The organism is Kitasatospora sp. MY 5-36, from assembly GCF_001182915.1.
GTDB lineage: Bacteria > Actinomycetota > Actinomycetes > Streptomycetales > Streptomycetaceae > Kitasatospora.
Map to the genome: position 1 here is coordinate 1 of NZ_LFVW01000748.1, position 5,008 is coordinate 5,008.

Below are 5,008 nucleotides of genomic sequence, written 5' to 3' on the forward strand. Positions count from 1 at the left end.
CTGGCCGAGCCGGTGGTGCCGTGCCCGCCCTTGCCGCTGACCAGGTTGAAGCCGATCAGCGCGACCACGGCGACGATCGCGGCGACCATGGCGGCCGCCCAGTTCGGCCGGCCGCGCCGGGGCACCTTGATCGGGCCGCTGTCGATCAGCTGGGTCGCCGGGCGCCTGGCGGCGGGCGGGCCGCCGTGCGCGGCGTCGTACCGGGCGACCAGCGCCTCGCCGTCCAGGCCGACCGCGCGGGCGATCAGCCGGATGTTCCCTCGGGCGTAGAAGTCGCCGCCGCAGCGGGCGAAGTCGTCCTCCTCGATGGCATGGACGATCGGCACCCGCACCCGGGTGGCGGTACTCACCTGGTCCACCGTGAGCCCCGCGTCGATCCGGGCGGTGGACAGCACCCGGCCGATGCTCGGGGCATCGGCCGCCTGCACCACGTCGTCGGTCGGCTCGACGGACGGCATGGCGTTCTCGCGGTCGGAGGACTTGCCGATGGTCACGGGGCACGCCTTTCGAGCGGATGGCCACCTGCTGGGGAACAGTCTAGGGGCGCGGGCGGATCGTTTCTCAAGCGGAACGGGCCGAATGCGCGCGCCCGGTCCGACCGGGGTCCGGCACGGCACTGACGAACCGTCAGCGGAGCCGTGCGGGGGGAGCCCGGCGGTCGCTTTCCGCCGTGTGACGCGGCGTACGGACGTTCGGTTCCCCACACGGCGCCTACCCTCCTCCGAACGAGTGACACCTCGGTCAGGACACGGGCCGCCGGCCCCAGGGGCCGACCGTCAACCCCGAAGGGTGATCAGCACCCCGTCCAGCTCCTCCGGCTTCACCAGCACGTCGCGGGCCTTGGAGCCCTCGCTCGGGCCGACGATCCCGCGCGACTCCATCAGGTCCATCAGCCGGCCCGCCTTGGCGAAGCCGACCCGGAGCTTGCGCTGGAGCATCGAGGTGGAGCCGAACTGGGTGGAGACCACCAGCTCGGCCGCCTGGACCAGCAGGTCCAGGTCGTCGCCGATCTCCTCGTCGATCTCCTTCTTCGGCCCGGCCCCGACCATCACGTCGTCCCGGTAGACGGCGCTCAGCTGGTCCTTGCAGTGCTCCACCACCCTGGCGATCTCCGCCTCGGTGACGAACGCGCCCTGCATCCGGATCGGCTTGCTCGCGCCCATCGGCAGGAAGAGCGCGTCGCCCTTGCCGATCAGCTTCTCCGCGCCGGGCTGGTCCAGGATGACCCGGGAGTCGGCCATCGCGGAGGTCGCGAAGGCCAGCCGGGACGGCACGTTGGCCTTGATCAGGCCGGTGACCACGTCCACCGAGGGCCGCTGGGTGGCGAGCACCAGGTGGATGCCGGCCGCGCGGGCCAGCTGGGTGATCCGGACCACCGAGTCCTCGACGTCGCGCGGGGCGACCATCATCAGGTCGGCCAGCTCGTCGACGATCACCAGCAGGTACGGGTACGGCCTCAGCTCGCGCTCGCTGCCCAGCGGCGGGGTGACCTTGCCGGCCTTCACGGCGGCGTTGAAGTCGTCCACGTGCCGGAAGCCGAACGCCGCGAGGTCGTCGTAGCGCATGTCCATCTCGCGCACCACCCACTGGAGGGCCTCGGCGGCCTTCTTGGGGTTGGTGATGATCGGCGTGATCAGGTGCGGGATGCCCTCGTACGCGGTCAGCTCGACCCGCTTGGGGTCGACCAGCACCATCCGCACCTCGTCGGGGGTGGCCCGGGCGAGGATCGAGGTGATCAGGCAGTTGATGCAGGAGGACTTTCCGGCGCCGGTCGCGCCGGCCACCAGGATGTGCGGCATCTTGGCGAGGTTGGCCATCACGGTGTGGCCCTCGACGTCCTTGCCCATGCCGACGACCATCGGGTGCGTGTCCTCGGCGGCCGTGCGCGAGCGCAGCAGGTCGCCGAGGTTGACCATCTCGCGGTCCCGGTTGGGGATCTCGATGCCGACCGCGGACTTGCCCGGGATCGGGCTGATGATCCGCACGTCCGGGCTGGCCACCGCGTACGCGATGTTCTTGGCGAGCGCGGTGATCCGCTCCACCTTGACGGCCGGGCCGAGCTCGACCTCGTAGCGGGTGACCGTCGGGCCCCGGGTGAAGCCGGTGACCTTGGCGTCCACCTTGAACTCGGCGAAGGTGCCGGTGAGCTGGGCGACCACCTCGTCGTTGAGGGCGCTGCGGGCCTTGGCCGGGCCGCCGCGCTCCAGCAGGTCGAGCGAGGGCAGCGCGTAGGTGACGCCCTCGCCGAGCTGGAGCTGCTCCATCCGCACCGGCGCCGCGCCGTGCTCCTCGGGCGCGCCCGGCCCGCCACTGCGGGCGGCCGGGACGGCGGCCTCCTCCGGCGGGGCGGTACGGTCCTGCACCTGGTGCATCATGTCCGCCACCGCGGAGGAGGCGGGCACGCCGTAGACCAGCGCGCCGTCCAGGTCGGCGGCCGCGCCGGCGGCGAGGTCGCGGGTGGCGTACGGGTCCAGCGGCTCCTTGTCGAGGGAGATCCGCTCGGCGTCCTCCGGCTCGTCGGTCTGCTTGCGCCGACGGCGGCGCCGGCGGGCGGCCACCTCGTCCGAGGGGTCGTCACTGCCGGTGTCCACGGTGAACGGCAGCGCGTCGGGGTCGGCGTCCTCCGGCGGGTCGGTGGACAGCTCGCGCTCCGGCGTGCGCCCCCAGAGCTGCTCGTCCTCGGGCCCGGGCTCGACCACGCCGAGCCGTATGCCGACCCCGCGCACCCGGTCGCCGATCCGGTTGATCGGGGTGGCGGTGACCACCAGCAGGCCGAAGAAGGCCAGCAGCAGGAGCAGCGGCACGGCGAGCGCCGGTCCGGCGGCGGCCATCATCGGGGTGGAGACGGCCCAGCCGATGATCCCGCCGGCCGCCCGTATCCGGGAGGCGCCGCTGCCCATCATGGGCGCGCCGCAGCCGATGTGGACCAGGCCGAGGACGCCGACCAGCAGCGCACTCAACCCGATCATGATCCGGCCGTTGGCCTCCGGCAGCTCCGGGTGGCGCCAGAGCCGGATCGCCATCGCGGCCAGCAGGAACGGCACCAGCACGTCGAGCCGGCCGAACAGCCCGGACACCACGGCGGTGGCGCCCTCGCCCAGCCAGCCCTGCGGGCTGAACCAGGTGCCGGCCGCGGTCACCAGCGCGAGCCCGAACAGCAGCAGGCCCACGCCGTCCTTGCGGTGGGCCGGGTGCAGGTTCTTGGCCCCGTCGCCGAAGCCCCGGAAGATCGCGGCGATCGGGCTGCCCAGGGCGTTGAGCGTGCCCATCAGCACCGACCTGGACGGCTTCGGCGGGGGCGGGGCCTGCTTGGCCGCGGCCTTCTTCGCGGGGGCCGCCTTCTTCGCCGCCGCCTTCTTCGCGGGCGGCTTGCCCGGGGCCTTCGCCGCGGCCTTCCTGGACGCTCCCGGACTCGTCTTACGTGCTGCGTTCCCGGGCGTGCGAGTGGCCATGGGTCAGCAGCCTACCGGGGCGGGCGACCAGTGCACATGTGCCCGAGCCCGGGCGCCCGGACGTGTCGCAGACACACCGTCACCCTGACCGGGATTCACCCGGTCGCAGCACACCGGACCACTCGGACGGGTGAACGCCGACCGCGGGTCAGGAACTGCCCGGACGCATCGCGTCCAGGGCCCGGCGCAGCCCCGCGAGCTTGCGCTCCAGGTGCGCGGCCGTGGCGGCCACCCCGGCGTCCTCGCCCCCGTCCAGCTGCTTGCCGAGCGCCTCCGCCTGCTCCTCGACCGCCGCCAGCCGCGCGGACAGCTCGCCCAGCAGCGCCCCGCCGAGGGCCTGCTCGCCGCCGCCCTCCTCCAGCTGCAGGCGCAGCAGCGCCGCCTGCTCCTTCAGCTGGCAGTTCTTCGCGTACAGGTCGACGAAGACGGACACCTTGGCGCGCAGCACCCACGGGTCGAAGGGCTTGGAGATGTAGTCCACCGCGCCGGCCGCGTAGCCGCGGAAGGTGTGGTGCGGACCGTGGTTGATCGCGGTCAGGAAGATGATCGGGATGTCCCGGGTGCGCTCCCGGCGCTTGATGTGGGCGGCCGTCTCGAAGCCGTCCATCCCCGGCATCTGCACGTCCAGCAGGATCACCGCGAAGTCGTCGGTGAGCAGCGCCTTGAGCGCCTCCTCACCGGAGGCCGCGCGCACCAGCGTCTGGTCCAGCGCCGAGAGGATCGCCTCCAGCGCCAGCAGGTTCTCCGGTCGGTCGTCGACCAGGAGGATCTTGGCCTTCTGCATCAGGGCTCGCCCTCCTGTCGCCTGCCTGCCGCCCGGTGCAGGCACCCGCGTACTGCCCACCGCTACCCCGGTCATGCTAGCCGCACCCCCTCGCCCGGCACATCGCCCCGTCGTGACCCGATCCGGGGCGGCGCGCAGTCAGTGCTCCGGCGCACGCTCACCAGCGTGTTGCCGTCCGGTCACTGTTCGCAACGATCGGTGACCCTACCGGGTTCCCGGGCCCGACCGCCAGCAAACCGGCCGACCGACCGGCGTGAACCCCGGGGCCCGGGCCGGGGTTCACGCCTCCCCCCGGGTCACGCCCGGTCGCCGCTCAACCACTCGTGCATGACCGACAGCAGGTGGTCGGTCTCCACCGGCTTGGTGATGTGGTCGGTGGCGCCCGCCTGCAGCGACTTCTCCCGGTCGCCCTTCATCGCCTTGGCGGTCAGCGCGATGATCGGCAGGCCGGCGAACTGGGGCATCCGGCGGATCGCCTCGGTGGTCGCGTAGCCGTCCATCTCCGGCATCATGATGTCCATCAGGACCAGCGCCACGCTCTCGTGCTGCTCCAGCATCTCGATGCCCTCGCGGCCGTTCTCCGCGTACAGGACGGTCAGGCCGTGCTGCTCCAGCACGCTGGTGAGGGCGAACACGTTGCGGACGTCGTCGTCCACGATCAGCACCTGCTGGCCGTCGAAGCGGCGGCCGCCGCCGGCCGGGCGGGGCGGTACGGGCTCCACCGTCCGCGGGCCGGCGGCGCTCTCCAGGGCGGCGCTGCGCCGGCGCTCCA

Annotated in this window: 4 protein-coding genes; all 4 read right to left on the bottom strand. The window is 72.9% G+C overall.

The features are described from left to right. Nucleotides 1–494, bottom strand: a 494-nt coding sequence (locus AE652_RS35100) for a helix-turn-helix domain-containing protein (RefSeq protein WP_049659042.1), incomplete at its 3' end; no start/stop codon positions are given. A 282-nt stretch (nucleotides 495–776) separates the two neighbouring features. Continuing rightward, nucleotides 777–3,452 (bottom strand): DNA translocase FtsK, encoded by a 2,676-nt coding sequence (locus tag AE652_RS35105; protein WP_049659043.1) that lies wholly within the window; start codon nucleotides 3,450–3,452, stop codon nucleotides 777–779. Nucleotides 3,453–3,600: 148 nt separating this feature from the next. Continuing rightward, nucleotides 3,601–4,239: a response regulator gene (locus AE652_RS35110; RefSeq protein ID WP_049659044.1), complete on the bottom strand. Its 639-nt coding sequence runs from the start codon at nucleotides 4,237–4,239 to the stop codon at nucleotides 3,601–3,603. Between the two features lie 293 nt (nucleotides 4,240–4,532). Continuing rightward, nucleotides 4,533–5,008 (bottom strand): response regulator (locus tag AE652_RS35115; protein WP_234348655.1); only part of this gene is annotated, 476 nt, incomplete at its 5' end.

Coding starts and splice junctions, on each gene's coding strand:
- AE652_RS35105 (WP_049659043.1), bottom strand. CDS start 3,452: ATGGCCACTCGCACGCCCGGGAACGCAGCACGTAAGACGAGTCCGGGA.